This window comes from Nocardia sp. CA-290969 (assembly GCF_050936135.1).
Taxonomy (GTDB): domain Bacteria; phylum Actinomycetota; class Actinomycetes; order Mycobacteriales; family Mycobacteriaceae; genus Nocardia.
The window spans coordinates 4,738,206-4,764,985 of the sequence record NZ_JBNJNJ010000001.1 but is presented as its reverse complement, the minus strand read 5'-3'; the positions used below and the strand labels follow the sequence as shown (position 1 = coordinate 4,764,985).

At 68.4% G+C, this 26,780-nt stretch carries 30 protein-coding genes, 1 other RNA gene and 1 pseudogene; 14 read left to right on the top strand and 18 right to left on the bottom strand.

Annotation, left to right across the window (positions count from 1 at the left end; translation table 11 throughout):
- Positions 1–72 precede the first annotated feature (72 nt).
- Both ACQEVO_RS21805 and ACQEVO_RS21800 read left to right on the top strand, forming a co-directional pair.
- Entirely contained in the window at positions 73–810 is a 738-nt protein-coding gene (locus tag ACQEVO_RS21805; protein WP_432916045.1) for a zinc ribbon domain-containing protein, read from the top strand.
- Positions 811–850: 40 nt separating this feature from the next.
- Positions 851–2,125: a bifunctional RNase H/acid phosphatase gene (locus ACQEVO_RS21800; protein ID WP_432916042.1), complete on the top strand. Its 1,275-nt coding sequence runs from the start codon at positions 851–853 to the stop codon at positions 2,123–2,125.
- Between the two features lie 233 nt (positions 2,126–2,358).
- On the opposite strand, the gene ACQEVO_RS21795 is transcribed toward ACQEVO_RS21800, so the two are convergent.
- Complete coding sequence (locus ACQEVO_RS21795) at positions 2,359–2,922, bottom strand: YceI family protein (protein WP_432916039.1); 564 nt, start codon at positions 2,920–2,922, stop codon at positions 2,359–2,361.
- Positions 2,923–3,018: 96 nt separating this feature from the next.
- Here ACQEVO_RS21795 and ACQEVO_RS21790 point away from each other — a divergent pair, with 96 nt between their 5' ends.
- On the top strand, positions 3,019–3,480 hold the full coding sequence (locus ACQEVO_RS21790; protein ID WP_432916036.1) for a MarR family winged helix-turn-helix transcriptional regulator: 462 nt from the start codon (positions 3,019–3,021) through the stop codon (positions 3,478–3,480).
- Positions 3,481–3,659: 179 nt separating this feature from the next.
- Here ACQEVO_RS21790 and ACQEVO_RS21785 read toward each other — a convergent pair whose 3' ends face one another.
- From ACQEVO_RS21785 to ACQEVO_RS21750, 8 genes are all read right to left on the bottom strand, one after another.
- On the bottom strand, positions 3,660–4,709 hold the full coding sequence (locus ACQEVO_RS21785; protein ID WP_432916033.1) for an ABC transporter ATP-binding protein: 1,050 nt from the start codon (positions 4,707–4,709) through the stop codon (positions 3,660–3,662).
- A complete protein-coding gene (modB, locus tag ACQEVO_RS21780) occupies positions 4,706–5,530 on the bottom strand; it encodes a molybdate ABC transporter permease subunit (RefSeq protein ID WP_432916031.1) in 825 nt (274 codons plus the stop codon). Before modB ends, ACQEVO_RS21785 begins: the two co-directional genes overlap by 4 nt.
- Complete coding sequence (gene modA / locus ACQEVO_RS21775; protein ID WP_432916029.1) at positions 5,527–6,327, bottom strand: molybdate ABC transporter substrate-binding protein; 801 nt, start codon at positions 6,325–6,327, stop codon at positions 5,527–5,529. Before modA ends, modB begins: the two co-directional genes overlap by 4 nt.
- Before the next feature lie 2 nt (positions 6,328–6,329).
- Positions 6,330–6,728, bottom strand: coding sequence for a TOBE domain-containing protein (locus ACQEVO_RS21770; RefSeq protein ID WP_432916026.1), 399 nt, complete (start codon positions 6,726–6,728; stop codon positions 6,330–6,332).
- Between the two features lie 52 nt (positions 6,729–6,780).
- Complete coding sequence (locus tag ACQEVO_RS21765; RefSeq protein ID WP_432916023.1) at positions 6,781–7,266, bottom strand: GNAT family N-acetyltransferase; 486 nt, start codon at positions 7,264–7,266, stop codon at positions 6,781–6,783.
- Positions 7,267–7,371: 105 nt separating this feature from the next.
- The gene (locus tag ACQEVO_RS21760) at positions 7,372–7,587 is read right to left on the bottom strand and encodes a hypothetical protein (RefSeq protein ID WP_432916020.1); all 216 of its coding nucleotides are present in this window, start codon (positions 7,585–7,587) and stop codon (positions 7,372–7,374) included.
- Positions 7,588–7,731: 144 nt separating this feature from the next.
- Positions 7,732–8,427, bottom strand: a complete 696-nt coding sequence (locus ACQEVO_RS21755; protein WP_432916019.1) for a RibD family protein — start codon at positions 8,425–8,427, stop codon at positions 7,732–7,734.
- The gene (locus ACQEVO_RS21750; protein ID WP_432916017.1) at positions 8,409–9,698 is read right to left on the bottom strand and encodes a hypothetical protein; all 1,290 of its coding nucleotides are present in this window, start codon (positions 9,696–9,698) and stop codon (positions 8,409–8,411) included. Before ACQEVO_RS21750 ends, ACQEVO_RS21755 begins: the two co-directional genes overlap by 19 nt.
- 364 nt (positions 9,699–10,062) lie before the next feature.
- Here ACQEVO_RS21750 and ACQEVO_RS21745 point away from each other — a divergent pair, with 364 nt between their 5' ends.
- Together ACQEVO_RS21745 and ACQEVO_RS21740 are read left to right on the top strand one after the other, a co-directional pair.
- A complete protein-coding gene (locus tag ACQEVO_RS21745; RefSeq protein WP_432916016.1) occupies positions 10,063–10,332 on the top strand; it encodes a hypothetical protein in 270 nt (89 codons plus the stop codon).
- Positions 10,322–11,128: pseudogene (locus ACQEVO_RS21740) on the top strand (SAM-dependent methyltransferase); the annotation flags it as partial. The gene ACQEVO_RS21745 and the pseudogene ACQEVO_RS21740, both read left to right, overlap by 11 nt.
- 147 nt (positions 11,129–11,275) lie before the next feature.
- Here the strand turns inward: ACQEVO_RS21740 and ACQEVO_RS21735 are convergent.
- Complete coding sequence (locus tag ACQEVO_RS21735) at positions 11,276–11,764, bottom strand: hypothetical protein (RefSeq protein ID WP_432923412.1); 489 nt, start codon at positions 11,762–11,764, stop codon at positions 11,276–11,278.
- Positions 11,765–12,000: 236 nt separating this feature from the next.
- Between ACQEVO_RS21735 and ACQEVO_RS21730 the strand changes: the two genes are divergently transcribed.
- The 4 genes from ACQEVO_RS21730 to ACQEVO_RS21715 all read left to right on the top strand — a co-directional run bounded on the left by ACQEVO_RS21730 (position 12,001) and on the right by ACQEVO_RS21715 (position 16,221).
- Entirely contained in the window at positions 12,001–12,498 is a 498-nt protein-coding gene (locus ACQEVO_RS21730) for a DUF6764 family protein (RefSeq protein WP_432916014.1), read from the top strand.
- A gap of 95 nt (positions 12,499–12,593) precedes the next feature.
- Positions 12,594–13,706 (top strand): polyprenyl synthetase family protein, encoded by a 1,113-nt coding sequence (locus tag ACQEVO_RS21725; RefSeq protein ID WP_432916012.1) that lies wholly within the window; start codon positions 12,594–12,596, stop codon positions 13,704–13,706.
- A gap of 14 nt (positions 13,707–13,720) precedes the next feature.
- A complete protein-coding gene (crtI, locus tag ACQEVO_RS21720) occupies positions 13,721–15,247 on the top strand; it encodes a phytoene desaturase family protein (protein ID WP_432916010.1) in 1,527 nt (508 codons plus the stop codon).
- Positions 15,244–16,221 (top strand): phytoene/squalene synthase family protein, encoded by a 978-nt coding sequence (locus ACQEVO_RS21715; protein ID WP_432916008.1) that lies wholly within the window; start codon positions 15,244–15,246, stop codon positions 16,219–16,221. Before crtI ends, ACQEVO_RS21715 begins: the two co-directional genes overlap by 4 nt.
- 163 nt (positions 16,222–16,384) lie before the next feature.
- On the opposite strand, the gene fabG is transcribed toward ACQEVO_RS21715, so the two are convergent.
- The gene (gene fabG / locus ACQEVO_RS21710) at positions 16,385–17,137 is read right to left on the bottom strand and encodes a 3-oxoacyl-ACP reductase FabG (RefSeq protein ID WP_432916006.1); all 753 of its coding nucleotides are present in this window, start codon (positions 17,135–17,137) and stop codon (positions 16,385–16,387) included.
- Between the two features lie 174 nt (positions 17,138–17,311).
- Positions 17,312–17,941 (bottom strand): TetR family transcriptional regulator, encoded by a 630-nt coding sequence (locus ACQEVO_RS21705; protein ID WP_432916004.1) that lies wholly within the window; start codon positions 17,939–17,941, stop codon positions 17,312–17,314.
- A gap of 116 nt (positions 17,942–18,057) precedes the next feature.
- Between ACQEVO_RS21705 and ACQEVO_RS21700 the strand changes: the two genes are divergently transcribed.
- Positions 18,058–19,536 (top strand): MDR family MFS transporter, encoded by a 1,479-nt coding sequence (locus tag ACQEVO_RS21700; protein ID WP_432916002.1) that lies wholly within the window; start codon positions 18,058–18,060, stop codon positions 19,534–19,536.
- Here ACQEVO_RS21700 and ACQEVO_RS21695 read toward each other — a convergent pair.
- Positions 19,529–20,047, bottom strand: coding sequence for a TrmH family RNA methyltransferase (locus ACQEVO_RS21695; protein ID WP_432916000.1), 519 nt, complete (start codon positions 20,045–20,047; stop codon positions 19,529–19,531). The two genes, ACQEVO_RS21700 and ACQEVO_RS21695, sit on opposite strands and share 8 nt — an antisense overlap.
- Positions 20,048–20,298: 251 nt before the next feature.
- On the opposite strand from ACQEVO_RS21695, the gene ACQEVO_RS21690 reads away from it, so the two are divergent.
- Entirely contained in the window at positions 20,299–20,802 is a 504-nt protein-coding gene (locus ACQEVO_RS21690) for a DUF4870 domain-containing protein (protein ID WP_432915998.1), read from the top strand.
- A 72-nt stretch (positions 20,803–20,874) separates the two neighbouring features.
- Here the strand turns inward: ACQEVO_RS21690 and ACQEVO_RS21685 are convergent, their stop codons facing one another.
- Positions 20,875–21,762, bottom strand: coding sequence for an alpha/beta hydrolase (locus tag ACQEVO_RS21685; RefSeq protein ID WP_432915996.1), 888 nt, complete (start codon positions 21,760–21,762; stop codon positions 20,875–20,877).
- A gap of 174 nt (positions 21,763–21,936) precedes the next feature.
- Here ACQEVO_RS21685 and rnpB point away from each other — a divergent pair.
- Positions 21,937–22,349, top strand: an RNA gene (rnpB, locus tag ACQEVO_RS21680) — RNase P RNA component class A.
- A gap of 18 nt (positions 22,350–22,367) precedes the next feature.
- Positions 22,368–23,198 (top strand): NAD(P)H-binding protein, encoded by an 831-nt coding sequence (locus tag ACQEVO_RS21675; RefSeq protein WP_432915995.1) that lies wholly within the window; start codon positions 22,368–22,370, stop codon positions 23,196–23,198.
- 15 nt (positions 23,199–23,213) lie between these two features.
- On the opposite strand, the gene ACQEVO_RS21670 is transcribed toward ACQEVO_RS21675, so the two are convergent.
- Positions 23,214–23,591, bottom strand: a complete 378-nt coding sequence (locus ACQEVO_RS21670) for a hypothetical protein (RefSeq protein ID WP_432915993.1) — start codon at positions 23,589–23,591, stop codon at positions 23,214–23,216.
- Positions 23,592–24,050: 459 nt separating this feature from the next.
- On the opposite strand from ACQEVO_RS21670, the gene ACQEVO_RS21665 reads away from it, so the two are divergent.
- Positions 24,051–24,383 (top strand): hypothetical protein, encoded by a 333-nt coding sequence (locus ACQEVO_RS21665; protein ID WP_432915991.1) that lies wholly within the window; start codon positions 24,051–24,053, stop codon positions 24,381–24,383.
- A gap of 85 nt (positions 24,384–24,468) precedes the next feature.
- On the opposite strand, the gene ACQEVO_RS21660 is transcribed toward ACQEVO_RS21665, so the two are convergent.
- Genes ACQEVO_RS21660 through ACQEVO_RS21650 form a run of 3 tightly spaced genes read right to left on the bottom strand, consistent with a single transcriptional unit; the run spans position 24,469 to position 26,779 of the window.
- The gene (locus tag ACQEVO_RS21660; protein ID WP_432915989.1) at positions 24,469–25,350 is read right to left on the bottom strand and encodes a CHAD domain-containing protein; all 882 of its coding nucleotides are present in this window, start codon (positions 25,348–25,350) and stop codon (positions 24,469–24,471) included.
- Positions 25,347–26,309, bottom strand: coding sequence for a prolyl aminopeptidase (gene pip / locus ACQEVO_RS21655; RefSeq protein WP_432915987.1), 963 nt, complete (start codon positions 26,307–26,309; stop codon positions 25,347–25,349). Before pip ends, ACQEVO_RS21660 begins: the two co-directional genes overlap by 4 nt.
- Positions 26,309–26,779 (bottom strand): hypothetical protein, encoded by a 471-nt coding sequence (locus ACQEVO_RS21650; RefSeq protein WP_432915985.1) that lies wholly within the window; start codon positions 26,777–26,779, stop codon positions 26,309–26,311. The genes pip and ACQEVO_RS21650 overlap by 1 nt, the downstream gene beginning before the upstream one ends.
- Position 26,780: the final 1 nt, after the last annotated feature.

Here is a 26,780-nt window from a genome sequence, read left to right as displayed (position 1 = left end):
CGAGGGACCGGGCCGGCGACCGAGTACGGTGGACGTTCTATCCGTCCACAGCGTGCAGGGAGTTCGTTCGCGTTGAATGTCGAACCATCGATTCAGGCCCAACTGCTGCGTCTCGCCGAGGTCGACACCGAGCTGACGCGGATCGCGCACCGGCGCAAGGTGCTGCCCGAACAGCAGGAGGTCGACCGGTTCGAGGCCGAACGCAACGCGCAGAAGGACGCGGCCGTGGCCGTGGAGATCGTGCTCGACGATCTGGACCGCGATATCCGCAAACTCGAGGGTGAGGTCGAGGCGGTCCGCAAACGGGAGGAACGCGACCGCGGTGTGCTGGAAGCCGGTTCGGTCGGTGCCAAACAGCTCTCGGAACTACAGCACGAACTCGGCAGCCTGGAACGCCGCCGCTCGGTGCTCGAGGACGAACTGCTGGAGGTGATGGAGCGCCGCGAGGCCTCCGCCGCCGATCACGAGCACGCCGGCGCCCGGCTGGACAAGGCCGAAGCCGATCTGGCCGCCGCCCGCGAACGCCGCGATCAGGCGATGGCCGATCTCGAGGTGGCCCAGCAGCGCTGCGAAAACGATCGTGCGAACCTCGTCGGCAAGTTCCCGGACGAGCTGCTGGCGATCTACGACCGCCAGCGCATCGGCCACGGCACCGGCGCGGCCCTGCTGCAGGCCCGCCGCTGCGGCGCGTGCCGGATCGAATTGGACCGCGGCGAGATCGCGCGGATCGCGAAAACCGCGCCCGATGTGGTGGTGCGCTGCCCCGAATGCGGCGCGTTGCTGGTGCGGACCAAAGAATCCGGATTGTGAGAACGGGCCCCGGCGCGGGGCCGGGCGGTGGGAGGCCGGAATGAGTGTGCGCGAGGTGATCGTCGAGGCCGACGGGGGTTCGCGGGGTAACCCGGGGCCCGCGGGCTACGGCGCGGTGGTATTCGACGCCGACCGGGTGGCGGTGCTCGCGGAGCGTAAGGAAGCGCTCGGCGTCACGACCAACAATGTCGCCGAATACCGGGGCCTGATCGCGGGCCTGGAAGCCGCGGCCGAACTCGGTGCACGGGTGGTGGCGGTGCGGATGGATTCCAAGCTGGTGGTCGAACAGATGTCGGGCCGCTGGAAGGTCAAACACGCGTCGATGGTCCCGCTCGCCGACCGGGCCCGCCGGCTGGCCGCGGGTTTCGATCAGGTGAGCTACCGCTGGATTCCGCGCGCCGAGAACTCGCACGCCGACCGGCTCGCCAACGAGGCCATGGACGACGGTGCGCTGATCGACGAGGTCCACGAGGCCGTCGCCGCGACCTCGCCGGGCAGTACCGCGGCACAGCGACCGTCTACCACGCCGTCCGGAGCCGGAGCCGGAGCCGGAGCCGGAGCCGGAGCCGGAGCTGCGGATACCGACCTTGCTCGCCGCGAAGTTCCAGGCGTTACGGCCGGTTCCGCGGGGGCCGATCCGGCCGCGGATTCCCGGAGTGCCGCGACCCGGCTTTCCGGGTCGCCGGGCTGGACCGGTGCGACCGGACGTCCCACCCGGTTCCTCCTGCTGCGGCACGGTCAAACCGAATTATCGGTGCAGCGCCGCTATTCCGGCCGCGGGAACCCGCCGCTCACCGCGGTGGGGCGGGAACAAGCCGCCCGCGCCGCGAAAATGCTTGCCGCCAAAGGCGATATCTCCGCGGTGGTCACCTCGCCGCTCGGCCGCGCCCGGGAAACCGCCGAGGCGACGGCCGCGGCGCTGGGGCTGGAGGTCCGGGTGATCGAGGGGCTCACCGAAACCGATTTCGGCGAATGGGAGGGTCTCACCTTCCGGGAAGCCGCCGAACGCGACCCCGATCTGCACGCCCGCTGGCTCGGCGACCCGTCCTTACCCGCCCCGGGCGGCGAGAGTTTCGACGAGGTCCGCGAGCGAGTGGAGAACGTCCGCCGCGATCTGGTCGCCCGGTATCCGGGTGCGAATATCGTCGTGGTCAGCCACGTCACCCCCATCAAAACCCTGTTGCAGCTCGCGCTGGGTGTCGGCCCGTCACTGCTGTACCGGCTGCATCTGGACTTGGCGTCGCTCTCGCTCGCGGAGTTCTATCCGGACGGCGGCTCATCGGTCCGGCTGGTCAACGATACGAGTTACCTCTGACCCGAGGCGTCGCATGACCCCAGGCAGCGCCCGGTGAGGGAACCGGCGCCTCCATCGTCTGGATGCTGCCGTGTCGGCACCCGCCGGGCATGGTCGCCGGCGGCAGGTGCCGGGCGGTATCGCTGATCCTCGCCGGGGTTGCGGTCATGCCGACCGGTGGCCGCGGCCGTCGGATCTTTCGCGGCGTCGGACGAAAAGTGCTGCCCCGGGTTGCCGCCGGCCGCCGCGAGTGGTCAGCCCTCGGCTTCGGTGTCCTGTTTGATCGCGGAGACCTCGAATTCCAGGACCACCTTGTCGGAGACCAGCACGCCGCCGGTTTCCAGGGCCGCGTTCCAGGTGATTCCGAAGTCTTTGCGGTTGATGGTGGTGGAGCCCTCGAACCCGACGCGGGTGTTGCCGAACGGGTCGGCCGCTTGGCCCTCGAAGGTGAACGGGATCGTGATCGAGCGGGTGACGCCCTTGACGGTGAGGTCGCCGGTGGCGTCGAAGGTGTCGGGGCCGGTCGGGGAGATCGCCGTCGTGCGGAAGGTGATCTCGGGGTATTCGTCGAGGCCCAGGAAGTCGAGGCCGCGCAGGTGGTTGTCGCGGTCGGCATTGCGGGTATCGATGCTGGCGACCTGGATCGTCACCTCACCCGAGGAGTTCTCCGGGTTCTCGATGTCGAAGTAGGCGCTACCGCTGAATTCGTTGAACGAACCGCGCACCTTGGTCACCATCGCGTGCCGGGTCACGAAGCCGACGCGGGTGTGCGTGGGGTCCAGGAGGTAGGTTCCGCTCAGCTCTTTCAGATTCGACATGGGTTTCGTTCCTCCGCGATCCAGAAGTGGTTGACGTGTCATATAAAGCCTGCACTCATATTGGTGATATGTCAACTACTGCGATACGCTGGGCATATGACAGAAACGCGATGGCTCGACGATAAAGAGCAGCGTGCCTGGCGGGGTTATATGGCGATGCACTCGGAGCTCATGGCCCGCCTGCACCGGCAGCTGCAGAACGACTCGGGGTTGTCGCTGGCCGATTTCGATGTCCTGGTCCGGCTCACCGATCAGCCCGAGCCGCGGATCCGCGTGGGTGAACTGGGGCAGGTCCTGCAATGGGAGAAGAGCCGGCTGTCACACCATCTGGGCCGGATGCAGAAGCGCGGGCTGGTGCGCCGCGAGGACTGCCCCGACGACGCCCGCGGCGCCTTCATCGTGCTCACCGAACAGGGTCGCGCGGCGATCGAACAGGCCGCGCCCGGCCATGTCGAGGCCGTACGCACGCTGGTTTTCGACGCGCTCACCGAGGAACAGGTGAACGCCTTCGCGACTATCGTCGATCGCATCCTCGAGCGGCTCGGCTCCGCGGAGTAGTACCACCCGGGCGGTGCTCGTTCCGCGGCACCGTCTCCGATTCGATCGCGGCCGCCGTCCGTGCTCGCCTGCGCAGGTCGTGCACATCGCCGCATTCCGGGCCCCGTGTCCCGGCAGTGTGCTGTCGGCGGGTGGCGGCCAGCTCGTGCGTCCACAGGGAGTGGCGGGCCGGGTGATCGTCAGGCGGGGTAGATATGGATCTCGGTGGCCTTGAGTGCGGCCCACAACGCCGACCCCGGCCGGATCCGGAGGTCGGCGACGGTGGCCGCGGTGATATCGGCCAGCGCGGGTACCGGGCCGTCGAGGCGTACCCGCACGGTATGCGCGTGCTGTTCCAGACCCGCCACGGTGACCGGCCACGCGTTGCGCGGGCTGCCGCCGGGACGTTCGAGGTGCAGGCCGACGGCCGACGGCGCGAAGGTCAGATACACGGGTCCGGTGGCCGGCTCGGCGACGACGAGTTCACCCCCGCCGTCGAGCCGCACCCGGGTGCCGTCCGCAGCGCCCCGGAACAGGTTGAGCCCCATCAGGTCCGCCACGTAGTCGGAGCGTGGGCGCCGCGCGACTTCGGCGGGCGGACCCTGTTGGACCACCGCGCCGTGCTCCACGATCACCAGCCGGTCGGCGAGCACCATGGCGTCCAGCGGGTCGTGGGTGACCAGCAGCGTATGCCCGGAATAGTCGCCGAGATGATGGGCCAGTTCGGCCCGCACCCGCACCCGCGTGGCGGCGTCCAATGCGGCGAGCGGTTCGTCCAGCAGCAGCAGCTCCGGATCGACGGCCAGCGCCCGCGCCAGCGCGACCCGTTGCGCCTGGCCACCCGAGAGTTCCCGGGGCCGGCTCCGGGCGTAATCGGCCAGTCCGACGCGGTCGAGCCAGTGCGCGGCCTGCGCCCGGGCCGCGGCCCGGCGCATCCCGCGTGCGCGGGGTCCGAAGGCCACGTTCTCCAGCGCGTCGAGGTGGGCGAAGAGCAGATAGTCCTGGAACACCACGCCGACCGAACGCTGTTCGGCGGGCACGAATTCGGTGGGTGGGCAGTCCCAGATCCGTTCGTTCAGCCGGATCGAACCCGCGGTCAGTGGCGTGAGCCCGGCCAGCGCCCGCAGGGCGGTGCTCTTCCCGGCGCCGTTGGGCCCGAGTAGCGCGACGACCTCGCCGGGGGAGAGGGTGAGGTCCAGATCGAGCGTGAAATCGCCGCGGGTCACCCGCAGTTCCGCCGCGAGCGTCACAGTGCCCCCCGGATCCAGCGCTCACGCAACGCCGCCAGCACCACCACCGACACCAGCAGCAGCACCAGGCTCAGCACGATGGCGGCGGCCGGATCGGTTTCCAGCGCCAGGTACACCGCCAGCGGCATGGTGGTGGTCCGGCCCGGGAAATTCCCGGCGAAGGTGATGGTGGCGCCGAATTCGCCGAGCGCGCGGGCCCAGCAGAGCACCGTCCCCGCCGCCACGCCGGGCAGGATCGAGGGCAGGGTCACCCGCCGGAACGTGAGCCAGCGGGAGGCGCCGAGTGTGGCGGCCGCCTCCTCGTAGCGCGGGTCCGCCCCGCGCAGCGCGCCTTCGACCGAGATCACCAGGAACGGCATGGCCACGAACGCTTCCGCCACCACTACACCGGCCGTGGTGAACGGCAGCGAGAAACCGAACCAGTCGTAGAGGTACTGGCCCACCAGCCCGCGCCGGCCGAGCACCAGCAGCAGCGCCACGCCGCCCACCACCGGCGGCAACACCAGCGGCACCGTCACCAGCGCGCGGATCAGCCCGCGACCCGGCAGCTCGCCGCGGGCCAGCAGCCAGGCGAGCGGAATACCCAGCACCAGGCACACCACCGTGGCCAGGCTCGCGCACACCAGCGAAAGCCGCAGCGCCTGCCCGACTTCCGCACTGAACAACCGGTCCGGCAGATCCCGCCACGGCGCGCGGACAAGCAAGCCCGCCAGCGGAACGATCAGGAACAGCAACCCGAGCAGCGCCGGCGCGACCAGAATCAACGGCCGCCGGCCACGGACGGCGCGGCGGCGGCGCAACGAGGTCGCGCCGCCGCTCACGGTGCGTCGAAACCGGCCGTGGCGAAAACCGATCGAGCCTGCGGAGTGAGCACGAAATCGACGAACGCCTGCGCGGCGGCCGGGTTCGGCGCTGCGGCCACCGGTGCGATCGGATAGTCGTTGATCGCCTGCTCGGCCTCCGGGAATTCGATACCGGTCACCTCGTCGCCCGCGGCCCGTACGTCGGTCCGATAAACCAGCGCGGCATCCACCTCACCCAGCGTGACCTTCGTCAGTACCGCTTTCACATCGGGTTCCCTGGTATCGGGTTGCGGCGTCACACCGGCCACGGCGAAAACTTTGTCCGCTGCCACCCCGCAAGGCACCTGTTCGGCACACAACGCGATCCGCGGTTCGGGCCGCCCGAAATCGGCCAGCCCGCTGATACTGCCCGGATTGCCTTTGGGCACCGCGATTTCGAGCCGGTTGCGGGCGAAGGTGACCGGCCCGCCGGTGATACCGCCGGCCGACACCACCTGCTCCATATTGCGCAGCGCCGCCGAAGCGAACACATCGGCCGGTGCCCCCTGCCGGATCTGCTCGGCCAGCGCCGAACTCCCCGCGAAACTGAACTCCACGTTCACGCCCGGGTGAGCATCCTCGAACTGCTCCCCGAGCGTGGTGAACGCCTCGGTGAGTGAAGCCGCGGCGAAAACGGTGAGGGTCCCGCCGATCTCGCCGTCCGCAGCACTACCGGAATCACCTCCGGAATCGTCCGCGCCGCACCCGGCCAGTACGGTGACCAGCACCACCGCCGCGGCCACACCGCGCAGAACCCGTCCAACTACCGTTGTCATTGTCAGCTCTCCGGTATCTCGACCACCACATGCGTCGACTTGACCGACGCCACCGCCACACTGCCCACTTCGAGCCCGAGTTCATCCACCGATTCCCGGCTCAGCAGCGAAACCAGCCGGAACGGCCCGGCCTGCAGCTCCACCTGCGCCATCACGGTGTCCTTGACTACCCGGGTAACAATGCCACGCATCCGGTTCCGAGCCGAGGCCGCCACGGTCACGCCGGGCTCCGGAGCCTCCGCGATCTCCCGCGCGAACTCCGCCAGATCCTGTCCGCGGACCCCCTTGCGCCCGTTCTCCAACTGGACCGACTCCAGCCGCCCCTGATCGATCCAGCGGCGCACAGTGTCATCACTGACCCCGAGCAGCCCGGCTGCCTCCCTGATCCGCAGATACGTCACGCGAGGCAGTATATATCCGCACATGCGGAAAAAAATGCCCCTTCTGTAGACCTCAGCCCGCGCGAGGTAACGCCACCGCCATCTCGTGCTCGGGCCGCGGATCATCCTCAGCACACGGCCGCGTCGCCCCGGTCCGTACAAACCCGTTGCGCAGATACAACCGCTCGGCCACCCAGTTGCCGTCCACCACCCACAACCGCAACTCCGGGTACCCGGCCGCCGCCCACAGCATCACGGCCTGCACCAGCCGATCGGATGTCCCGGTGCCCCGGGCGACGGGCGCCGTCCACATCGACACCAGCTCGGGCACACCGTCCGTCGATACGATGACCCCCGCCGACCCCACCGGCCCCGAATCGTCTTCGGCCACGAAGAACGGGTCCCGGCGGACGGTCCACTCCCGCCACTGTCGTTCGTCCCACTGCACCGCTTCGGCATGACCGGTGGAGAAGGTCCCCGGCGGCGACCCGGCCAGCGCGTCCAACCGCACCCGCCGCGCAATCCGCCAGTCGTCCGCGACCACGGTCCGTATTCGCATACCGCTGATGCTCCTCCGAAAAGTGCACCACAGCAATCGAATACAACACCGATCGGGGAGCGGTCGTCAGTCGGATCCACCGGCGCGCAGCCCGATCCTTCCGCGTCAGCTACGGCCGAAGAACTCCTCGAGACTGTTCGCGGTCAACACTCGCTCGCTCCACATCTCGAACTCGGCGGGCTCACCGGCCTCGACCCTCTCGGCAACCCCGTCGGGCAGGGGCCCGAATTTCAGGGCGAGCTGGCGTAGCAAGATTCTGGCCTGCCCCTTGACCTGCCCCCTGGCCTGGCCTTCTGCACGGAGTTGTTCTGCTGTGGTCACCGCGACCTCCTTCGCAAGCGGACCGAGCCGATCGACCACGCGCCCCAAGTCCTGCGCGCTGGTCTCGGACACCCTACTGACGCTGTCGCGGTTGCGTCGATCCGCGATGTTCAGGCTCCCGACACTGCGGCAGCCATGGCATCGCTAACTCCCGTCGGACTCGATCTTCGGTAGGTACCGGAGCAGGGCGACATCTCCGAACTTGGCCACGTCGACCAGCTGCATCCGCCTGCGGGAACCGCCTGGGAACTCGGCAGGGTCGACGAATCGAGGTGCATCGGACTGGCCGATGAGCAGCGGGGCTACGGCAAGGTGCAGTTCGTCGGCGAGACCCGCGGCTAGTACCGCGGTGTGGATACTGGTGCCACCTTCGATCATCACACGGCCGATGCCACGTTCGCCGAGATCATCGAGAAGCGCACCGAAACCTACGGCCGCGCCCAGCGATACGACAACGGCGAGATCACCGAGGCGGTCGCGTAACTTCTCGGCGGCGGTATCGGTGGTGTAGACGAGGGGACGTCGTTCCTCGACGCCGTGGTGCCAGAACTTCGCGGCAGGATCGAGGTTCCCGGAGCCGGTGATCACAACTTTCTGCAGATGTGCTGATTTCCCGGCGGCTGCGCGTGCGGCGAGACGTTGCGGGCTTTTGATGATCAGCCGCGGATTGTCGCGGCGCAGAGTCTCGGCACCGATCAGGATGGCATCGCATTCGGTGCGCACGACTTCGACGCGATCGAGATCGGCTTCGTTGGACAGGTAGAGACGCTCGGGAACGAGATCGTCGATATAGCCGTCCACGCTGACCGCGACGGAAAGAACTACGTACGGTCGGGGCAACTCTCCGCCTTCCATTGCTCGAACTCGTCGACGAACTCGTCGACGCCGGTCTGGGTGCTGGTGGGGTCCATCATGCTCGCCAGGGTGGTCACCCGCTCCATGATGCGTCCAGATCCGGTGGCGACGCCGATCCGCAGGGTCTGAGTGCCCAGCGCTGCCGCTCGCTCGATATTGCCGACGGCCATATGCGCGACAGCGGCACGCGCGAGGTAGACACCGCGGTCACGCGGGTAGCCGGACTGCATCCGTGCTGTGGCCTGGTCGAACCGTGTGGTGGCGGTGAAGTTGTCGCCGAGGGCCGCGAGGCTGTGGGCTTCATAGGCGTCGATATAGGCGTGATCGAGGAAGAACCCCCAACCTGGGTCGGTGTCGGCGGCGTCGACCAGTGTTCGGGCAGTGTCATAAGCGCGGGCGCTGCCGGTTCGGTCGCCCTCCATTGCCAGCGCATGTGCACGGTAGGCGACAGAGGCGGCGGTGAACAGTGACGCGGCAGGAGCGCTGCGCTCGGCGGCTTCGGCGAGTTCGCCGCTGCCTGGGCCGTCGCCTCGGTCGGCGGCAAGCTGGCTCATCCGCACCAGCGACAGCCCGATGCAGTAGTTGTCGCCGAGTTGGTGCGCCCATGTCAGGGCCTTCTCGGCCCAGCGCTGGGCGTGGTGGAACATCCGCTGGTCCTGGCATTGCCAGGCCGCGGTTTCGGCGTACATAGCCAGCAAACGCAGAATGCTCTGTGAATCGGCCACTTTCGCCTGGCGAAGCGCTTGTATGCGGTCGATGGCGGCGACCACCTCCGGGAGGGTGCTGGCAGAACCGTAGATGTTGTCGGATTCGATGATGTGCATTCGCTTGTCGCGGAAGAACTTGACGTGGTCGATGTCGCTGCGGGCGAATACCGCGGCCAGCGTCTCGCTGGAAAGGGTGGCACTCGCGGCCATGCCGAAAGCACCGGCTCCGATACCGGCAACGAACGCGCGGCGGGGGACGGACACCAGGACGACCCTTCCCGCTTCGGTGTGGGCCCGCACCACGAGGTGCTCGGTGTCCGCCGCTGATTCCAGGAGCGTGCCGAGTTGAGGCTCGGTGACGGTGACAGCGGTGCTGTTGCGTAGTAGCGCCCAGAAGCGTTCTACGACAACATCTTCTGCTTGGCGCAGTTTGCGGTCCATTCGCGCGGCGTAGGGTGCTGTGAGCTGGATGCTTTCTCTTCGCCGTTCCCATTTCCGCACCGCCTCGGCGGATACGCCGGTGTGGCTTGCGAACGCCTCACGCTTCATGCCCAGCGCCTCCCGGAACGCGGCTACTTCACGTCCCGTCCATCGCCCACACGAATCCACCGGTTGCGCCCCCTGTTACGCGTCGAGTGCACCGACAATACCCCCGGCGTACCTCTGGCGTACCCCGTCCGGACCTGGTTCGCGCTGAACGGCTGCGAAATGGTGGAAGCAGCCCCGCCGCCGGGTCGATGGCTTGCTCTGCCGGCCTTCGGCGCACACGGCCCGGCTCGTCACGGGTGGCGCCGCCCGGGCGTGACGGGTGGTCGTCAGCTCGGCCATCCCCGGCGGCGGGCGCTTACCCACAATGTCTCCACTAAACGATTAGGAACCGACAGTCATCGAGTGCGATAAGCAGAGGATTGCCGTGGAACCCCTGCCCGTCCGATTGCCGAATGTGGCCGGTCCGATCCTGGCGCGCGACGAGGTGATGCTGTCGACGCTGCGGTGCCGGCCGGATTGCTCGGAGTATCGGGAACTGCTCGAGCGGACCCGAGATGGATTGCTCGCCTTGGATTCGCACGCTGATGCGAAACGCGAGCCGACCCACGAGGACAGCGAACGCCTACAACGTGAGATCGATGGTGTGATCGCCCGATGGAAAGCGCAGCATCGGGCGGTGCGGCGTGCCGGCTGACGACAGCCCCGCGAACATACTCGGCGCCGTGCCACAGACCGAGGCGCGGGCTGCGGAGAGTATTCCTGGCTTTCGCCCGAGTGCCGCGCGAGTCCGTAACAAAATGCTCGGCGGGAAGGACAACTATCTTGCTGATGCGGACGTCGCCCAGGAACTGGAGAAATCGGCGCCGGGCCAGTATGCCGCGGCGTGGGCATGCCGCAAGTTTCAGCAGCGGGTGGTTCGGTACCTGGCGGAGACCGCCGGGGTGTGGCAATTTCTGGACCTCGGCGCAGGGCTGCCGGTCCCGGAGTCCAGTCCGGTCAACACCCACCAGGTCGTGGACCTCTCGCGGGGTCTCCCATCGGCCGACCGGCCGGTCGTCGTCTACGTCGACAACGACCCGGTCTGTGTTGCGCACGGCCGGGCAGTGCTCGAGCGGAACGAACGGTCCCACTACGTTTTCGGCGATTTGACCGACCCTGGCCTGTTGAACAATCAAGCTGTCCGGACGTATTTCGACTTCGAGCATCCGATAGGTGTGCTGCTGTGCGGGGTACTGCATCACCTGGACGACGCTCTCGGCCCGGCGGAAGTCGTGCGCGACTTGGTCGGAACGCTGCCTCCTGGTTCGTTTCTGGTACTTACGCACCTTTTCGACCCCGGCGCCGGTGACAATCTGCACCAGTACGCGCAGGAGTGCCAGGCCCGGTATGTGGAATTCCTCGGGTCGGGCTGGTTTCGCACCTACGAGCAAATCGCCGGATTCTTCGAAGGCCTGCGGTTGCTGACGCCCGGGCTCGTCGCGCCGGGGGACTGGTGGCCGTGCGGTCGCCCTTACGCTTCAATTCTGTGGCAGAGCGATTGTTGCTCGCCGGTGTCGGCTGGAAGCCGGGGACTGCGGCAGTCACAGCCGAGAAGGCGTAGCGGTGGAACGTGTGGGCGCCGCCGTCAGGATGCGGCGCTAATCGGCGGGGAGCGTGTATTCGACGGAGACCGACTCGGGCCAGCGCAGTTCCTTCGTGGTCACGGTGGCTTTGTAGTTGCCGGGTTCCTTGGGGAGCTGGGCGCTGTTGTACCACGGGAGATGCTGGTTGGGGTCGATGATCGAACCGGCCGCGCCGGCGAACTCTATCGGGACCTCGCCGGTGGCTCCGGTGTCGAGGTTTTCCCAGGTGACGTATGCGGTGGTGCGGCAGGGGCTGTCCGGGTCGTAGGGCTGGTCGGCGACGAAGGCCGGGTCGGTGTTGTAGAAGGCGAAGGTGAGGGTGATACGGGCGGTGGGCACATCGACATTGCCGCGGATATTGCCGTAGCAGAGGCCGCTGCCTTCGGTGACCATCGTGTTGAGGGGTGCCTGTAGTTCGGGGCCGGCGGCTGCGGGGCCGGCGAAAGCGATGGCGGGGACGCAGAGAAGTGCGGCCGCGGCCAGGGTGGTGCCGAGTGTGCGCATGAAGGTCCTCCCGGTATGAGTACAACCCTTTCCTCTGCGTCATCGTCACCCGTCCACGGGCGTGTTACCCGGATCGCTTGCCGCTGTCAGCGGGGGTTGGCGGATCCGGAGCGATTCGCGTGACGCATCGAAGTTGAATCACTAGCGGCGTAGTGTGAAGGGGGTCATAGACGGAGATATTCGGACCGGTAGCCCGGCCCCGCGGCCGCGGCGCCGACATCATGGAGGAGACCGTCATGTTCCATTTCACTGCTGCGCGTTCGATCGGTGTGCTGGCCGGGGTGGGCGCGGCGTCGCTGTGGGCTCTTGTCGGGGGACCCACGGCGGCGGCCGCGCCGCCGGCCTCCTGCCCGGCTCCGGGTGAAGCGGCGATACAGGCCGGTGGTGAGGGTGCCGCCTGTTCCGCGTCGAGTGCCGCGGGTGGTGCCGCCGCCGCGTACGGGTTCGATGGGAACGCCCAGGCCGATGCGGCGCCGACCAGCTTGTCGCTGGCCGTCGCGCAGAACGGCGGCACCGCGGCCTCGGCCGCGCAGTTCCTGTCCGGGCCCGCGGCGATCGCGGTGGGCCCGGGTGCCGAGGCGACCACTATCGGGGTGCGACCGGGGCTGTCCATCGCCCTCGCCGGGCCGGGGGCGTCGGTGACCGTGAACGGAACCTCGGCGCCGACGTGTACGGGCGGTCCCGGGTTCGCCGGGGATTTCCAGACCTGGCAGGGGTGTGTGTCCATGCGTTGATCGCTCCGGCGATTCTGATGATGCATCGCTTTTGCATCGAAAGCGCGTTATGGTGGTGACGTCATCCGCCGCCGGAGCATCGCCGAGGAACCCTGATGGACGCAGAGATCGTGCAGTCGGCCCGTACGTGCCCCAAGAGACCGCGGGTATCCGATGTCGAGCAGGTGCCGGACTGGCACGACCGAATCCGGACGCGGGTACTGGCCGAACTCGCCGAGTTCCTCCGGGACCGCCGCGTCGAGCCGGTGCCGGGGATCTCGGTGGAGCCGGTATTGCGTCAGTACGCCGGCCGCGGGAAATGCGTACGGTCGGCGTTCATGTACGCCGGGTGGTTGTGCGGCGCCGGTGAGCACGCCGCCGCGCTGCGTGCCTGCGCCGCGATGGAGTTGCTGCAAGCGTTCGCCCTGCTGCAGGACGATGTGATGGACGAGGCCGCAGCGCGCCGTGGTGAGCCCGCCGCCCACACGAGATTCGCCGATCAATACCGCGACCACGGACTGCCCGGTAACGCAGCCCGTTTCGGGGAGTCGGCCGCCACGCTGCTCGGCGATCTGTGCCTGGTGTGGTCGGAGCAGATGATGCGCGACAGCGGCGTCCCCGCGGCGTCCCTCGCGCGGGTGTGGCCGCATTACGACCGGATGCGGACCGAGCTGGCGCTGGGGCAGTTCGCCGATCTGTGCAACGACATCAGGGCCAGGCCGTCGCTGGAATCCGTACTCACGATCGCACGGGCGAAATCCGGCGACTACACGGTGAAATGGCCTTTGGTGATGGGTGCGGCCATGGCGGGCTGCGGCGAGCTGGCCGGTGCGGCACTCGGCGAGTACGGCCGCCTGATCGGCGAGGCGTTCCAGCTGCGCGACGATGTGCTGGGCGTCTACGGTCGCTGCGAAATCACCGGTAAATCGGGTGATTCGGATATCGCCCAGCACAAGGCCACCACCCTGATAGTGGCCGCGGTGGAGATGGCCCGCCCGGGCGAGCGGGAGGAACTGTATTCCTTGCTGGACGCGCCCGAACTGGACGAGGCGGCAGTGGGGCGGGTACGTGCGCTCATCACCGCAACCGGCGCTCCGGCCCGGATCGAGGCGATGATCGGCGAACGTGTCGATGCGGCCCGGCAGGTGCTGGCCGGCGCGACGATACCCGTGCGCCGGCGCGCGCTGCTGGATGCCCTGGCCACCCGCTGTACGACTCGCCGACTGTGAGGAGGGCACACACGATGCGACGCGTCACGGGTGGCGCCGGGCATGTGGTGGTGATCGGCGCGGGACTGGCCGGATTGTCGGCCGCGATCCGTCTGGCCGGTCGCGGGGTGGCGGTCACGGTGCTGGAACGCGCGGACGTCCCCGGTGGGCGTGCCGGTCGCGCCGATACCGGCGGCTGCCGGCTCGATCTGGGGCCTACGGTACTGACCATGCCGGATCTGGTCGACGAGGTGTTCGCCGCCGTCGGCGCGAACACCGACGATCATCTGCGGCTGGTGCCGGTGGATCCGGCCTACCGGGCACGTTTCGCCGACGGCCGCGAACTCGAGGTGCACACCGGCGCCGAACGGATGAGCGCCGCGATAGCCGGTTTCGCGGGAGAGCGAGAGGCGGCCGGCTACCTGAAGCTGCGCCGCTGGCTGACCCGCCTCTACGACGCGGAGTTCGAGCGGTTCATCGCCGCCGACTTCGATTCCCCGGCGTCCCTGGTGAACTCCGCTGCCCTGCGGTTGATCATGGCGGGGGGCCTGCGACGCTGGGACCGCGCGGTCGCCGACCACCTGCGTGACCCGGATGTGCGCAGGTTGTTCACCTTCCAGTCCCTCTACGCCGGGGTCGCGCCGCAGCGGGCGCTGGCGGCCTATGCGGTGATCGCCTATATGGACACCATCAGAGGTGTGTTCTTCCCGCTCGGCGGGATGCGGGCGCTGCCCGACGCGCTGGCCGCGGTGGCCGTCGAGGCCGGCGTCCGCATCGAGTACGGCGCGACGGTGGTGTCGGCCCAGCGGTCGGGCTCGCGAATCCTGTCGGTCACGACCGCCGACGGAGCCCGATTCGCCTGCGACGCACTCGTTTCGACCACCGAACTCGCGCACACCTACACGCTTGTCGGCCACCGGTCGCGGCGCCCGCAGCGGCCGATCGCCGCACCCTCGGCCGTGGTCGTACAGCTGAGCTGTGACCCCAGTCCCCAGCTCGCCCACCACACGCTGCTGTTCGGGCACGCCTGGAACGAGGCGTTCGCCGATATCCTCACCCGCGGCCGGCCGATGCGCGACCCATCCCTGCTGGTCACCCGCCCCACCGCGACGGACAGTACGCTCGCTCCGCCCGGCCGGGACCTGGTGTCGGTTCTGGCGCCCGCGCCGAATCTGGCACGGGCACCGATCGACTGGGACCGTCGCTCGGCCGCCTACACCGAGGAACTGCTCGCCACGGTGAATCAGCGCCTGCCCGCACCGTTGACCGGCGTGGACGTGCTGCATGTACTCACCCCGGCGGATTGGGCGCGGCAGGGGATGCTCGCCGGTAGCCCGTTCGCGCTGGCGCACACCCTCTCCCAGACGGGTCCGCTGCGACCTGCGAATATGATCCGCGGACTGGACAATGTCGTCCTCGCCGGCGGCTCCACCGTGCCCGGTGTCGGTATCCCACCGGTGCTGATCTCGGGACGGCTGGCCGCCGACCGCATCACCGGCACCATGCCCGCGTCATCGGCCGGGCAACTCGTTTCACGCACGGACCGGAGATCGGCATCATGACCCGTACCGAACTCGACGCCGCGGAAATCCTCGACCCGGCACTGCGCCGGTCCTACACCGCGTGCCGCACCCTCAACGCACAGCACGGCCGGACCTTCTTCCTCGCCACCCGGCTACTGGCCCCGGACCAGCGCCCCGCCATCCATGCCCTCTACGGATTCGCCCGCCGCGCCGACGACATTCTCGACACCGTCGACCCCGCCACGAGCACCGCCGACCGCGCTGCGTGCCTGGACACTCTGGTGCGGCAGTTCCGCGACGGCGACACCGGCGCCGACCCCGTGCTGGCCGCGGTCCTGCACACCGCCCGCACATATCGGCTGCCGGCGCAATGGTTCGAGGCGTTCTTCGATTCCATGCGGATGGACCTGACCGTCACCGGCTATCCCGACCGCGCCGCCCTCGACCGTTACGTCCACGGCTCCGCCGAGGTGATCGGCTTACAGGTCCTGCCCGTACTCGGCACCGTCGGGCCGCGCGAGGACGCCGCCCCGCACGCGGCCGCACTCGGCTACGCCTTCCAGCTCACCAATTTCCTGCGCGATATCGACGAAGACCTGGCCCGCGGCCGGGTCTACCTACCGGCAGATGAACTCGCGGCCTTCGGCGTGGACCGCGACGTACTGCACTGGTGCCGGATCCATCGCCGCACCGACGCCCGCGTGCGCCGCGCCCTCGCCCACCAGCATGCCCTCACCCGCGAGCGCTACGCGTACGCACGGGAGGGGATCGCACTGCTGCACCCGCGCTCGCGGGCCTGCGTCGCCACCGCGCTGACCCTCTACTCGGAAATCCTCGACCGCATCGAGGACAGCGGCTTCGCCGTCTTCACCCGCCGCGCCCACGTGCCGCTCACCCGCCGGCTCGCGGTCGGCGGGCGCGGGCTCCTCGGCTCGTGGCGCGCACGGCGCGTTCCGGTACCCGGCCACCCCGCCGCGCCGGCCCCGGTACCGATTGGCCCTCGAGACCTGTGAAACAGATTTCCGCCCACGCTCGGCGCCCGGAAATCCCGCCTCGCACGCGGCCGGACCGGCATTCCGCATGGTCCGGCGGCTGACGGATGCCCGCGTCGTAGATAACCCGCTGCGCGGCACAGGCGGAGCCACCCGCGTCGTAGATGACCCGCCCGCGCGGCACTCAGTCGCGGGGTCCGCCCGCGACGTAGATGACCTGGCCGGAGACGAACCCCGCGCCCTCGCTGGCCAGGAACGACGCGGTATGCGCGATATCCTCCGGCTGCCCCACCCGGTTCACCGGGATCTGGGAGGCGGCGGCCTTCTGGAAATCCTCGAAATCGACGCCCACACGGGAGGCGGTGGCCGCGGTCATATCGGTGACGATGAAACCGGGAGCGATCGCGTTGGCCGTGACGCCGTATTTGCCCAGTTCGAAGGCCAGGGTCTTGGTGAAGCCCTGCATACCGGCCTTGGCGGCGGAGTAGTTCACCTGGCCGCGGTTGCCCAGCGCCGAGGTGCTGGACATGTTCACGATGCGGCCCCACTTCTGCTCGACCATGTACTTCTGGGCCGCGCGGGTGAGCAGGAACGCGCCGCGCAGATGCACGGCCAGCACGGTGTCCCAGTCGTCGACGCTCATCTTGAACAGCAGGTTGTCGCGCAGGACACCGGCATTGTTGACCACGACGGTGGGTTCGCCGAGTTCGGCGGCCAGCCGCTCGACGGCGGCGTTCACCGAATCTTCCTTGCTGACGTCCGCGCCGAGCGCGATCGCCTGTCCGCCGGCGCCGGTGATCGCCGATACGGTGTCGGCGCACGCGGCTTCGTCGAGGTCGAGCACGCCGACCTTCATCCCGTCGGAGGCCAGCCGTTTGGCGATGGCGGCCCCGATTCCCCGGGCGGCGCCGGATACTACTGCGATCCTCTCGGCCATGCGTTCGAAATCCTCTCCTGTGGGCGATAGTCCTTACGCCATCTAACAACGTGTGCCGCCGGGGAGCGAGGGGGTACCGGGACAAGATCTCTGCGGCGCCACTGTGCTTATCGGACAGTCCTGGCCGGGACCAGTGCTCCGGGATGGACGCAGAACCCGGCGCCCGGTGCCGGGTCAGAGTGTGCGGATACGTGCGCACACAGTCCGGTAGATCTCCGGCAGGCTGCGGCCGGCGGAATCCGGTGCACAGGCCTCGACCCACTCCTCGAACGCGAGCTGCAGCGCGACCTGCGCCACTTGGACGATCGTTCGTACGCGGGTCCGGTCGGCGGGCGAGCAGCGTCCTTCGATCAGCGCCATCGAACGCTTCGTCCGGTCGGCGTATTGGGCGATGGCGGCCCGGCTCAGTGCCGCATCGGTCGCGACCAGTTTCTGGATCCGCAGGGCGGTGACTGCCGCTTCGCATTGTTCGTCGTTGCCGATGACCTCGGTCGCCCGGCCGATCGCGGCCTCCATATCGGCGAGGGTCAGCGACCGCATATCCGCGGTTTCGAGGCAGTTGTGCACGGCATCGTCGAAACCGTAGGAGTCGAACAGGACGCATTCCTCTTTCGTCGCGAAGTAACGGAAGAAGGTCCGCTGGGAGATACCCGCCGCGCGGGCGATTTCCTCGCTCGTGGTGTGGTCGACGCCTTGGCGTTCGAACAGGTCGAGGGCCGCCTCCCGGATATCGATGCGGGTGGCGTTCCGGCGTCGCGCACGCAGATCCGGCGGCGGCGAACCGGGTGGGGTAGCGGAGAGCACGGGCCACAGGATACTTCCCGGCGGCCTCCGCCCGGCACCCGCTGCCAATATGTCAGCGACTGTCATTTTTGTTAGGGTGGCCCGGTACACGACAGCACTATCGAGCGGAATTCCAGGTGACAGACACATCGGTTTCGGCAACCGACGACTCCCCGGTGCACGAGGGCAGGCTTGCTCCGGGCGCGTTCCTGCTGATCGCGTTGCTGCTCGTCGCCGCGTTCGTCGTGATCCTCAACGAGACCATCCTCAGCGTGGCCCTGCCGACCCTGATGGTGGACCTCGAGATCTCGGCGGCCACCGCGCAATGGCTGACCAGTGGCTTCCTGCTGACCATGGCGGTGGTGATCCCCACCACCGGATTCATCCTGCAGCGGTTCGCCTTACGCTCGATCTATATCGTCGCGATGTCACTGTTCAGCGCGGGTACCGTGCTCGCTGCTCTGGCCTCCGGTTTCGAAATCCTGATCGTGGCCCGGATCGTCCAGGCCGTGGGCACGGCGTTGATGATTCCGCTGCTGATGACGACCATCCTGAATCTGGTGCCCGAGCAGTCGCGCGGACGGACGATGGGGCTGGTGTCGATCGTGATCTCGGTGGCTCCGGCCGTCGGGCCCACCGTGTCCGGGCTCATCCTGCAGTCACTGAGCTGGCGGGCCATGTTCTGGATTGTCCTGCCGTTCGCGATTCTGGCACTGGTGCTCGGCGCGGTGTTCGTGCGGAATGTGACCGAGCCGAGCAAGGCGCACCTCGACTACCTTTCGGTTCCGTTGTCGGCCATCGGGTTCGGCGGCCTGGTCTACGGACTGAGCAGTATCGGCGAATCCGCGTCCGGGCACGCACCGATTCCGCCGTGGGTATCGCTCACGGTCGGCGTGGCGGCCCTGGTGCTCTTTGTGGTGCGCCAGCTGAAGCTGGTCGAGAAGGGCCGGGCGCTGCTCGATCTGCGGACGTTCGCGGTGGCCCCGTTCCGGCTCGCCGTCATCCTGATGGGCAGCCTGATGCTGAGCCTGTTCGGCGCGCTCATCGTGCTGCCGATCTACTTGCAGAACGTGCTCGGCAAGGACGTCCTCACCACCGGGCTGGTGCTGCTGCCGGGCGGGCTGGTCATGGGTTTGCTGGCACCGTTCGTCGGTGCCCTGTTCGATCGGTGGGGTGCCCGGCCGCTGGTGCTGCCCGGCACGATCGCGCTCAGCGCCGGCTGCTGGATTCTGGCGACCCTCGACGAGCATTCCTCGATCGCCCTGGTGATCACCGCACATGTGATCGTGAGTGCCGGCATCAGCTGCGGCCTGACCCCGTTGATGACCTCGGCGCTGGGTTCGCTGCCGCCGCAGCTGTACTCCCACGGCAGCGCCACCGTCAGCACCGTGCAGCAGGTCGCGGGTGCGGCGGGGACCGCACTGTTCATCACGCTGATGACGCGCGGCACCGAGTCGGCACTCGCCGAGGGCGTCGAACCGATCGTGGCCACCGCCGACGGTGTACACACCGCCTTCCTCGTCGCGGCGGTGTTGTCGCTGGTTTTGATCGCCGCGGCGGCGATGGTGCGGTCACCGGAGAAAACAGTGACCGCATCGCACGGCTCGGTCAGCTGAGCCCGGCCAGTTTGTAGAGGACCAGACTGCCGGCCACGGCCACATTCAGGCTGTGGCCGGTGCCGACCATCGGGATCTCCACGGTCAGATCGACATGTTCGAGACCCTCCGGCGGGATTCCGTCGGATTCGTGGCCGAGAACGACGATGGTGCGCCGCCGGGCCGCCGGCAGATCGGCGAGCCGGATCGACTCGTCGGTGAGTTCCACCCCGATCACCGCCGCCCCGCCGCGGCGCTGTTTGTCCAGCCAGCGGTCGGCCCGCCCGTCGACCCAGTGCACGCATTGCCGGCGGCGCAGCGTATTGCCCTGGGCCAGGGCCTCGGGAATCCACGGCCACCGCGGCACCGCCAGGCAGGCGCCGACGGCGTCGCAGGTGCGCAGCATGGTGCCGAGATTGACGCCGTGCTTCGGCCACAACGGCGCGACGATCAGATGATCCCAGCAACTGTGTGCCCGCTGCCGGCGCTGTCGCCGCAGGTCCGGGCGCGATCGCTGCCGCGGAGCGCTCATCGGCGGGCGGGAAAAGCCTTCCCGTGGGGCGGAATCGGTGCGGCGGCCCGCATCCGGGGGAAACACTTCATTCACGGGATGCTTCGCGGCGCATCCGGGCCATCACCGGGACCGGCCCAAGGGCGGGCCGATACTGCCATCCACCATACCTGCCGCACAATTCACCTAGGTGTGGGATTTCGGCACTCCCATGGAACCGGCGTTTCGCTCTATTGTCGAACCGTATTTGCCACCAGTCAGTTTGGAATGTGATGACCGCTCCTCAGCCGCCCTTCGACCCGACCAAGGGTCAGCCGCCGTATCCGTCGCAGCCGGATTTCGGCGCCCAACCGCAGTACGGGGCGCCACAGCAACCGTACGGCGCCCCGCAGCAGCCCTATGGCGATCCCCAGCAGCAGCCGTACGGCACCCCGCAGCCCTACGGTGCCGCGGTATCGCCCTCCGATGCCAAGACCTGGGCCATGCTGGCGCATCTGGGCGGGATCCTGCTCGGTTTCGTCGCCCCGCTCATCGTCTGGGTGATGTACAAGGACCGCGACGAGTTCGTCCGCCGGCATGCGGTGAGCGCGCTGAACTTCCAGATCCTGCTGTTCATCAGCATCATGGTGTCCTCGCTGCTGACGATCATCCTGATCGGGCTGGTGCTGTTGCCGATCGTCTGGATCGCGGGCATCGTCTTCTCGATCCTGGCCGGGCTCGCCGCCAACAAAGGGCAGGAATACAAGTACCCGATCAATTTGTCGCTCGTGAAATGAGCCGGGGCGGCTGATCACCGCCCCGGACTGCCGCGGTACCGGATCGGCGCAGTATCCGGTACCGCGGGCTCGTCACGGCCGCAGGACCGAGGTCAGGAATTCCGTCTGATCGTAGACGGCCTGTTCGAAGACATCGTCGAAATAGATATCGAAATGCCCTGCGGGATAGCGTTTCACCACGGCGTGCTTCGTTTTCGCCGCCGCCCGCAGCGCGGGTTTCACCGGGGTGATCGAATCCTTGTCGCACAGTGCGTACAGCACCGGCATCTTGAGTTCCTTCGCATACCTGCCCGGCCGGCCGAACAGCAGTGGGAACGCCGTGCGGGCCGGGATTTTCGGCCGGTACGACGGGCTCTCCTCGGCCAGCCGGCCGAAACCCGCCGGGACGTCCGGGCCCGTCAGCATGGCGTTCGCCCGTTTCCCTCCGGAGAGCCTGATCTGCACCGGTTTCCGGAATATCGTGCCGAACACGACATCGGTGATCGCCGTGGTCGTCACCTTCAGCAGACTGATCGGGCCCTTCGCCCACGCCGAGGAAAACCCGCTCACGTACGGCACCTGCGCCACGACGGCCGCGATATAGGCGTCGTCCGGTGCCACGGCCAGCACATGGCCCCCGGCCAGCGAGGTTCCCCACAACGCGATACGAGTGGCATCGAAGCCACGCAGCGTGCGGGCGTAGGCGATCGCGGCGGTCCAATCCTCGCGCTGCCGGGCAAGATTGACGACCTGCCGCGGGTCGCCGTCGCTGTTACCGAAATGCCGGTAATCGAAAACCAGTACTCCCATTCCCGCGGCGGCGAATCGCCGCGCGAACCGATCCAGACCCATCTCCCGGTTCGCCCCCAGCCCGTGCCCCATCACCACGATGGGGCGAGGTTTGGGCGGACCGGCCGGTAGATACAGCCAGCCGGCACACTTCTGACCTCCCGACGGGAAGCCGACCTCGACACGCTCCATGATCAGTGACGGTACCGAGTTGTTGTTTCACCGGCGTTGTCAGTCCGGCTGGGCAGGACGCGGTCACGACCCCGGCGCCCGCAGTGGCGCGGAGAGCGGCAAGATCCCCGGGCCGGACCGCGAGGAAGCCGGAGCGCCGGACTCGAACCGGCGGCGAGTATCCTGTGCAGCGGATGAGCCGGCCGGGCGGTCGCGGCGCCGGGAACGGACATCGGATGGTGTCACGCCGGGCGCCGAGGAAAGTCCGGACTCCACAGAGCAGGGCGGTTGCTAACGGCAACCCGGGGTGACCCGCGGGACAGTGCCACAGAAAACAGACCGCCCGTGGCCGCAAGGCCACGCGGTAAGGGTGAAACGGTGCGGTAAGAGCGCACCAGCGCCCCGGGTGACCGGGGCGGCTCGGTAAACCCCGCCCGGAGCAAGGTCGAAGATCGCACCTCGCGGTGCGGTTGCGCAGGTGTCCGAGGGCTGCTCGCCCGAGCCTGCGGGTGGACCGCTCGAGGTACCCGGCGACGGTGTGCCCAGATGGATGGCCGCCCCCCGGTGCGAACCGGGGACAGGATCCGGCTTACAGGCCGGCTCATCCGCCGAACGGGAGGGAACAGATGACGATTCTGGTCACCGGAGCCACCGGCAATATCGGCCGTAAAGTCGTGGACGAGCTGCTGGCGCGGGATGTGCGCGATATCCGCGCGCTGACCGTCGATCCGGGGAAGGCGGCGCTGCCCGCCGGGGTCGAAGCCGTCCGCGGGTATGTGCGCAGGCCCGCAACCTTGGACCGCGCGCTGGACGGAGTCGAGCGGATGTACCTGGCGCCGGCCCCGGACACAGTGGACGAGGTGCTGGCGCGCGCCCGTGCCGCCGGCGTCCGCCATATCGTCGACCTGTCCGGCGAACCCGAGAGCTGGTGGGGCACGGTCGCGCGGGCCGTCGAGGCGAGCGGGATCGCGTGGACGCACCTGTGGCCCGGGGATTTCATGGAGAACACCGGGGTCTGGGCGCGTCAGATCCGGGAGACGGGTACTGTCCGCGAACCCGACCCGGCGGCCGGCAGCACCCCGATCGCCATGGACGATATCGCCGCCGTGGCCGCCGCGGCACTGACCGGCGACGGCCATATCGGCCGCGCCTACTGGCTGACCGGCCCGGAAAAGTTGACGCGGGCGCAGTTGGTGGCGGAATTGGCCGCCGCACTCGGGCGCGATATCGAATTCCTGCGGGCGACCCGCGACGAGACGATCCAGGTTCTCACCCCGACCATGGGCGACACCGCGACCTGGTACGTCGACAATGTGCTCACCGGGCTGGACGAGATCACCCTGCCACCGAACCGGGTGGCCGAGGAAGTCATCGGCCGCCCGGCGATGACTTTCGCCCGGTGGGCGCAGCGGTATGCCACCGAAATATTCGGCCCGGGTGCCGGGGACTCGCCCTAGCTGCGAAGCGCAGGGCTATTGCGGGCCGCACATGGCCGCGACCATCTGGTAGACGGCCTGGGCCTCCTGCGGTGTCGCCCCGTCGAGACGTTCGGTGATTGCGGTGGTGGCCGCGTCCTGGGGTTCGCCGGACCGGATATCGGTGCAGGTCTCGGTGAACAGCGTCGTGATCGCGGCATCGTCGCGACCGGCGGCCAGCGCGGGGAACGCGCCGCGGAAACCGATCACGAACGAACCGGCCTTCACCTGGTCGATCTTCGCGGTATCGGGGGTCGCGGCGGCCGAGGTGGCGGCCGCGGTGGTTTCCGGGGCCGCGCTTTCGCTCTGGCAGGCCGTCGCGGCGAGCGCGAGGACGACGAGGGCGGCGGGAAGGAGGGCGATCGGTCTTTTCACGGGCCGGATGGTAACTCCACGAGATGGACACCGGCCCCCGCCGGGCGGGGGACGATGTTCATCCAGCGGCAACTCAGGCCGAGGGACCGATGACGAACATCTGCGCCAGCGCGGTGGCCTGCTGCGGGCCGAGGATGGGAAGCAGGTAGTCATAGATGAGAGTGGACATACGTCAGGGAACTCCAACTCGGGATCGTCGAAACGCTTACGGTCCGCCACAGTAGCAGTCGGGGGCTATGGGTGAACGCTTTCGCGGAGCGCGGGGAAGCCGGGCCCGGAGGCGGCCGCGCCGTGTAACCGGGTAGGGCCTCGCGCATGCTTTATGGACACAGAAATCGTGCAGAGGTGGCATAAAAGGTGATCGGCGTCATAAAGTATGCGCGTCGGCAGGCTCGGCCGGCGGCGGTTATCCGTATGGCCGGGCCGATTCATTCCTATCGAAGACAGGTCACAAACCATATGCGGGTAGCACGTACCTTGGCAGCCGGAGCTTTTATCGCCGGGGCCGCATCTGTTCTCGCCACCGTGGGCGCCGGTTCGGCCGGTGCGGTCGCGGTGACACCGCTGCCCGGCGGGGTGCGGGTCGACCTCAGTCCCGCGGATACCCGGTGGGTGCACAATTCGAATTTCGGGCATACGCTCGCGGCCATTCCGCATCCGTCGGCGCCGTCCTTCGGGATGGCGCTGGACGCGGCCGCTGCGGTGTCTTCCGCGCACCCGAACGGGCGTGTGGTGTTCACCGTGTTCGGCCCGTTGCACGAATTGAACGGGTCGATGCTCGCGTTGCAGTAACGCGCGCAATATTTTTCGAGGCTCGGGCCGGTACCGGATTCGGTACCGGCCCGAGCCGTCTGTGCTGGTGCGGGCCTGTCGGCGGTCAGGATTTGTCGATGGCGGCCGCGGCCGCGGGGTACTGGGCCAGGCAGCGGCCGGCCGCGGTGTCCTCGGCGTCGGCGAGCGTTTCGTAGAGGTGGACATCCTCGCCGGCGGCGTGGGCCTCGGCGGCGCGAGCACGTAACGCCTCGTACGATTCGACCGCGTCGCGGTGATTGCCCAGGACGGTCTGCAAATATTTGGCTCGCCCGCCGAGCCCGGTGGCGACCTCGCCGAGTACCGGCGCCGCGGCCTCGCAGGAGTACCGTAACCGCTTGGCGCTCTTGCGGATATCGTGCAGCAATTCGACCCGGTCGGCCGGCGCCGCGGTGGGCTCGGCGCGCACGAGCAGGCGCACGCGTTTACGGTCGGCGCGCAGTACCCGGTCGAATTCCTCGGCCGCGGGGGTCCGGCTCGCGGATTCGGTCAGTGGCGGCTCCTTACGCCACCCTTTCAGTTCCCGGCGCATCGCCCGATATCGTTTGCTGTCCAGGGCCGCGAGTATTTCGGTGTGGGCGGACCGGTAGCGGTCGCGCTCGGCCCGGACCAGGCGGGTGCGCGTGGATTTCAGTGCGGGGGTACCTTTTTCGGCGTAGCGGTCGAGTAGGTCGGCGAAGCGCGCGCCACGGACCTCCGCGTCCCGGGCGACCCCCAGGATCCCGGCCAGCCAGGCCAGTTCGGTGCGGATCCGGTTCGCCGCGTCGGGGTCGAGCAGCCGTTTGTAGGAGCGCAGCACACTGCGCAACCGCCGGGTCGCGACCCGCATCTGGTGCACCGAATCCTCGACGTCGGCACGGACATCCGGTTCGGCGTCGATCAGCCGGTCGATATCCGCCCGGAGTGCGGCGGTGAGGGCGGCACCGGCGGTACGGGATTTCTGGTTCATCGCCGCTCCGCGAAATGATCGGTCGCCTCGACCAGGTGGTGCACGATTCCGGGTTCGGTGGCCGAATGGCCGGCGTCGTCGACGATCCGCAGCTGCGACCCGGGCCAGGCGCGGTGCAGGTCCCAGGCGCTGACGGCCGGGCAGACGATATCGTGGCGGCCCTGCACGATCACGCCGGGAAGATGGGTGATCGCGCCGATATCGCGCAACAGCTGTCCTTCGTCGAGGAAACCGCCGTGCCGGAAATAGTGGTTCTCGATCCTGGCGAAGGCCAGGGCGAACCGGGGATCGGCGGAATCGGTCACCCGCTGGGGATCCGGGCGCAGCGAACTGGTCGCGGCCTCCCAGGTGGACCAGGCCACGGCGGCTTCGGTCGCGATCCGCGGATCGCCGGCGTGCAGCAGGCGGTGATAGGCCGCCACGAGGTCGCCGTCGCGTTCGGAAACCGGTACCGGCGCGAGGAATTTCTCCCATTCGTCCGGATATACGTATCCGGCGCCGCCGTTGTAATACCAGTCGATTTCTTTGCGGCGCAGCAGGAAAATTCCGCGCAGTACCAGTTCGGTGACGCGTTCGGGATACTGCTGCGCGTACGCCAGCGACAGGGTCGAACCCCAGGAGCCGCCGAACACCAGCCAGCGGTCGATTCCCAATTCCGTGCGCAGCGCCTCGATATCGGCGATCAGATGCGGGGTGGTGTTCACCGAGAGGTCGGCGCCGTCGGCGATATGCGGGGTGGATCGTCCGCAACCGCGCTGATCCAGCAGCACGATCCGGTAGCGGGCGGGGTCGAAATAGCGGCGGTTCAGTTCGGAGATACCGCCACCGGGGCCGCCGTGCAGGAAGACGGCGGGTTTGCCCTCGGGGTTGCCGCAGGTCTCCCAATAGATTGCCTGACCGTCACCGACCTCGAGCATGCCCCGGTCGTACGGTTCTATCGGGGGGTACAGGCCGCGCATCAGAGCCTCAGCACGCCGGCGGCCAGGTCGGGCAGTTCGAGCGCCTCGATTGCCTGGGTCCGCACGTCCGGGCAGCTCGCCGACGTGGCCCGGTCGATCACCGCGGGATCGGACAGCAGCTGGGGGTTGCCGATCCCGTTGGTGAGCGCCCATTCGTGCGCCATCAGGTTCAGTCCGACGCGGCCCAGCGTCGGCCCCTGCACCCGCCAGTTCGACAGCTCCGGACGCATCATGGCGCACAGGTTCTCCGCGGCCTTGTCCGACACCTCCAACGGGGTGCTGGGCGCGGCGCTGGTGCGGGCCGGTGCGGAAGTTGTGGCCGAACCGGTGGCGGAAGCGTCGGAGGAACTCGCGGCCGGTGAACCGGTCTGCACACCACCGCACGCGGTGAGCAGCACCGCCCCACACACTCCCGCCACCATCAGGGCGCCCCGTGCCGTCCGGGCGGTTGTCCAAGCGCGTTGCCGCATC

Bases quoted from the DNA above. Each gene is read 5' to 3' on its own strand.
- modA (WP_432916029.1), bottom strand. From the start codon at position 6,327: ATGACAACGGTAGTTGGACGGGTTCTGCGCGGTGTGGCCGCGGCGGTG.
- ACQEVO_RS21675 (WP_432915995.1), top strand. From the start codon at position 22,368: ATGACGATTCTGGTCACCGGAGCCACCGGCAATATCGGCCGTAAAGTC.
- ACQEVO_RS21735 (WP_432923412.1), bottom strand. From the start codon at position 11,764: ATGCGCACACTCGGCACCACCCTGGCCGCGGCCGCACTTCTCTGCGTC.
- ACQEVO_RS21695 (WP_432916000.1), bottom strand. From the start codon at position 20,047: ATGAGCGCTCCGCGGCAGCGATCGCGCCCGGACCTGCGGCGACAGCGC.
- ACQEVO_RS21790 (WP_432916036.1), top strand. From the start codon at position 3,019: ATGACAGAAACGCGATGGCTCGACGATAAAGAGCAGCGTGCCTGGCGG.
- ACQEVO_RS21730 (WP_432916014.1), top strand. From the start codon at position 12,001: ATGTTCCATTTCACTGCTGCGCGTTCGATCGGTGTGCTGGCCGGGGTG.
- ACQEVO_RS21795 (WP_432916039.1), bottom strand. From the start codon at position 2,922: ATGTCGAATCTGAAAGAGCTGAGCGGAACCTACCTCCTGGACCCCACG.
- ACQEVO_RS21690 (WP_432915998.1), top strand. From the start codon at position 20,299: ATGACCGCTCCTCAGCCGCCCTTCGACCCGACCAAGGGTCAGCCGCCG.
- ACQEVO_RS21800 (WP_432916042.1), top strand. From the start codon at position 851: ATGAGTGTGCGCGAGGTGATCGTCGAGGCCGACGGGGGTTCGCGGGGT.
- ACQEVO_RS21650 (WP_432915985.1), bottom strand. From the start codon at position 26,779: ATGCGGCAACGCGCTTGGACAACCGCCCGGACGGCACGGGGCGCCCTG.
- ACQEVO_RS21765 (WP_432916023.1), bottom strand. From the start codon at position 7,266: ATGCGAATACGGACCGTGGTCGCGGACGACTGGCGGATTGCGCGGCGG.
- ACQEVO_RS21715 (WP_432916008.1), top strand. From the start codon at position 15,244: ATGACCCGTACCGAACTCGACGCCGCGGAAATCCTCGACCCGGCACTG.
- ACQEVO_RS21685 (WP_432915996.1), bottom strand. From the start codon at position 21,762: ATGGAGCGTGTCGAGGTCGGCTTCCCGTCGGGAGGTCAGAAGTGTGCC.
- pip (WP_432915987.1), bottom strand. From the start codon at position 26,309: ATGCGCGGCCTGTACCCCCCGATAGAACCGTACGACCGGGGCATGCTC.
- fabG (WP_432916006.1), bottom strand. From the start codon at position 17,137: ATGGCCGAGAGGATCGCAGTAGTATCCGGCGCCGCCCGGGGAATCGGG.
- ACQEVO_RS21660 (WP_432915989.1), bottom strand. From the start codon at position 25,350: ATGAACCAGAAATCCCGTACCGCCGGTGCCGCCCTCACCGCCGCACTC.
- ACQEVO_RS21750 (WP_432916017.1), bottom strand. From the start codon at position 9,698: ATGAAGCGTGAGGCGTTCGCAAGCCACACCGGCGTATCCGCCGAGGCG.
- ACQEVO_RS21725 (WP_432916012.1), top strand. From the start codon at position 12,594: ATGGACGCAGAGATCGTGCAGTCGGCCCGTACGTGCCCCAAGAGACCG.
- ACQEVO_RS21665 (WP_432915991.1), top strand. From the start codon at position 24,051: ATGCGGGTAGCACGTACCTTGGCAGCCGGAGCTTTTATCGCCGGGGCC.
- crtI (WP_432916010.1), top strand. From the start codon at position 13,721: ATGCGACGCGTCACGGGTGGCGCCGGGCATGTGGTGGTGATCGGCGCG.